The organism is Actinomycetospora sp. (assembly GCF_055612215.1).
Genome location: NZ_JBVPVA010000434.1, coordinates 1 through 3233, shown reverse-complemented (window position 1 = coordinate 3233; position 3233 = coordinate 1). Strand labels below are relative to the sequence as shown.

The 3233-nt window shown below is 76.7% G+C and carries 4 protein-coding genes and 1 pseudogene; 4 read left to right on the top strand and 1 reads right to left on the bottom strand.

All coding sequences use genetic code 11. From position 1 onward, the window contains the following. The 3 genes from AC0CYZ_RS12230 to AC0CYZ_RS12220 form a co-directional block, all read left to right on the top strand. Nucleotides 1-451, top strand: a 451-nt coding sequence (locus AC0CYZ_RS12230) for an NUDIX hydrolase (RefSeq protein WP_472215645.1), incomplete at its 5' end; no start/stop codon positions are given. A gap of 40 nt (nucleotides 452-491) precedes the next feature. Further along, nucleotides 492-968, top strand: coding sequence for a MarR family winged helix-turn-helix transcriptional regulator (locus AC0CYZ_RS12225; RefSeq protein WP_472215644.1), 477 nt, complete (start codon nucleotides 492-494; stop codon nucleotides 966-968). Between the two features lie 97 nt (nucleotides 969-1065). Then, nucleotides 1066-1524, top strand: a complete 459-nt coding sequence (locus AC0CYZ_RS12220; RefSeq protein WP_472215643.1) for an ATP-binding protein — start codon at nucleotides 1066-1068, stop codon at nucleotides 1522-1524. A gap of 13 nt (nucleotides 1525-1537) precedes the next feature. Here the strand turns inward: AC0CYZ_RS12220 and AC0CYZ_RS12215 are convergent, their stop codons facing one another. Further along, complete coding sequence (locus AC0CYZ_RS12215) at nucleotides 1538-2278, bottom strand: phosphatase PAP2 family protein (protein WP_472215642.1); 741 nt, start codon at nucleotides 2276-2278, stop codon at nucleotides 1538-1540. 176 nt (nucleotides 2279-2454) lie between these two features. Between AC0CYZ_RS12215 and AC0CYZ_RS12210 the strand changes: the two are divergent. Then, nucleotides 2455-3233: pseudogene (locus tag AC0CYZ_RS12210) on the top strand (hypothetical protein); the annotation flags it as partial.

The window sequence follows — 3233 nt, the reverse complement described above, 5'->3', positions numbered from 1 at the left end:
GGGAGGGGACGTGGCCGTGCGGACGGTGCTCGCCGCGGGCGCGGTCGTCCGGGACGCCGACGGCCGGCTGCTGCTCGTGCGGCGGGCCCACGACCCCGAGGCCGGGCGCTGGACCCTGCCCGGCGGGCGGGTGGAACCCGGCGAGACGCCGGCCCGGGCCGCCGCGCGGGAGGTCACCGAGGAGACCGGGCTCGTCGTGGCCGTGGGACGGGAGTGGCTGGTGCTCTCCCGGCCCGCCGGCCCCGACGCGGTCTTCGAGATCCACGACTTCGTCGCCGAGCCGGTCGGGGGCGCCCTGCGTGCCGGTGACGACGCCGCCGACGTGGGATGGTTCACCCCGGCCGAGCTCGGGCGACTGGCGCTGACGACCGACCTGCTCGCCCACCTGCGGGCCGCCGGACTCGTCCCCGGTGACGACCACCGAGGGTCATCGTCCGGACCCGCACGGTGAGCCCGCCCCACGACGGGCCCATCCCGTTTAGTCTGTCGGGATGACCACGGCTGAGGCGACTCCGAGTAGCCAGCCCTTCACGATCGACGGGCAACTCTGCTTCGCGCTGCACTCGGCGTCCCGCGCGATGACCGCCTGTTACCGGCAGGGGCTCGAGGAGCTGGGGCTCACCTACAGCCAGTACGCAGTGATGCTCGTGCTCTGGCAGCACGAGGCCGTCTCGATGGGCTCGCTGTGCGAGCAGCTGCACCTCGACTCCGGCACCCTGTCCCCGCTGCTCAAGCGCCTCGAGAAGCAGGGCCGGGTCACCCGCCGCCGGCGCCCCGAGGACGAGCGGACGCTCGAGATCGCCTGCACCGACCAGGGACGCCTGCTGCGCGAGAAGGCACGGGCCGTGCAGCGCGAGGTCGAGCGGGCCACCGGGATGGACAGCGGCGAGCTCGCGGCCCTGCGCGAGCAGCTCAACGAGCTCGCCGGGCGCCTGCGCACCGCGACCTCGCTGGACGAGGGCCTCTGAGCCGACCGGGTGTCGGCGGGGGTCGCTGGTTTGGATCTCCGGCCCGCGGGGAAGATGGCCGGGTCACCTCCGTCGTCGTGTCCGGGAGCGAGAGTTCGTGACTGCGCACGCTGCGCTGGACATCGCCGCCGAGGCCAGCCCACCCCGGGTCGGAGCCTTCCGGCGGGCCTTGCGCCGGTGGCTCGGTGATGCCCTCGAGGCCCGGCAGACCGCGGCCGGGGCGTCCCCGGAGCTGCCCGACGAGCTCGAGGACCTGGCCGACGACCTCGTGCTCGCGACCAGCGAGGCCCTGGAGAACGTCGTCGACCACGCGTTCGCGAACGCCCCGAGCGTGGGCGCCATGACGCTGCGCGCGGACCTCGTCGACGACGTCGTCACGATCGTCGTCACCGACGACGGGCACTGGCGCAGCCCGACGACCGGGCCGACGTCGCGGGGCCGGGGCCTGACCCTCATGGAGAGCCTCACCGAGGTCGAGGTCGAGCACGGCGACGGCGGCACCACGGTCACGATGCGCCGCCCGCTCGTCCACGACCGCACGAGCGCCCAGGCCTGAGGCCCGTGCGGGCTCAGCCCGCGGCCGGGAGCCGGCCGGTCGGGGTGTCGGCCGTGTCGCCGGCGGCGGGACCGGCCGGCCGGGCCCGCTCGCCGTCGTCGCTCAGCGCGGCGAACGCGTCGACCACCAGCGCCGCGGGCGGCACCAGGACGAGCACGACACCGAGCGCCCCGACCACGTCGGTCGGGTAGTGGTAGCCGCGACCCACCAGGCACACCCCGACGACCACGACGAGCACGCCGAGCGCCGCCGCGACCACCCGGCGCACGGTCGGGGTGAGGGCCGCCGTCCCCAGCACGAGGACCACGGCGGTCGCCACGAGCCCGGCGACCGCGGTGGTGTGCCCACTCGGGAAGGACAGCTCGTGGCCCCGGGTGCGCCCGACGATCGGCTTGAGCACGAGCGAGGTGGTGATCATCGCGGTCGCCGGTCCGACGAGGGCCAGCGCCAGCCCCCGGCCGCCGCGCCACCACCAGGCCGCGGCGGCGAGCAGTGCCGTGAGGACCACGACCGGCACCGGATCCCCGAGGTCGGCCAGGGCCTCCCCGACGGACCCGACGACGCCGTCGGGCATCGTCACCAGGGCCCCGAGCGTGCGGTCGAGCCGGCCGCCCTCCCCGGTGCCGGCGTAGCGGACCGCCGGCACCGCGACGAGCAGGATGCCGAGGAGCACGACCGGGACCACGAGCGGCCGGCGGTGCGACGGGATGAGCGCGGCGCCTCCGCGACCGCGGACGTCGTCGGTCGATCCCACCCGGCGCTCCCCTTCCCCGACCTTCCCGACCCCGACGGGCACCCCGCGCGCGCCGATCGCATCCGCATGTGCAGAATCGCGCGTGACGCCCTGCGACGACCTCGGCGCCGCCCGTGACCGACAGTGTGCACGGGGGCCGCCCGGGACACCCGAGCGGGGCTGCGAGGAGGTGAGGGGTGGGACGTCCGGACTCCGGGGCGCACGGTGGGATGACCGGTGCCGCACTCACCCGCCCCGAGCGGGCCCCACGGGAGACCCTCCTCGCCCTCGCACGCGCGGCGTGCGCGCGGGCCGCACGGGTCCCGGGCACCGGGCGGGGACCGGCCGACGACCTGGTCGCGCTGGGCGAGCTCGTGGCGCGCACCCGGCAGACCTCCGACCCCGGCACGCGCGCGGTCCTGCTCCGCGAGGCCGCGGCCGCGCACCTGGCGGTCCGCGGGGCGGGCGCCGGCCCGGACGACCCGGTCGCGCCGGACCCGGGCCTGACCGACGGCGCGGAGCGGCTCCTCGACGAGCTCGTCGCGCTCGTCGGCGAGCACGGCCTGACGCTCTTCGCCGTCGACGCGGAGGCCCTGCTCGCCCGGCGTGCGCTGCTCGCCGACGACGAGGAGTCGGCCCTGGCCGCGGCGACCCGCGCGCTGACCCAGCTCGACGAGCAGTCCGTCGTCGACGACGCCCCGACCCCGCGCGAGCACCGCGGCAACCTCCAGGACACCTACCGCCTCGTGGCGGCCACGCTGACCTCGCTGGGGCTCAACGAGGTCGCCCAACCGCTGCTCACCCGGGCCGGGGTGATCGCCGAGGACGACGGTGACGTGCTCGCCGCGGCCCGCTGCGACCACGAGCACGTCCGGGTGCTCGTCTCCTGGGGCCTGCGGCTGCAGCGGGCCCACCGCGACGGCCTGCCCCACCTCGACGACGCCGCCCGCCGCGCGGGCGTCCTCTGCACCGAGCC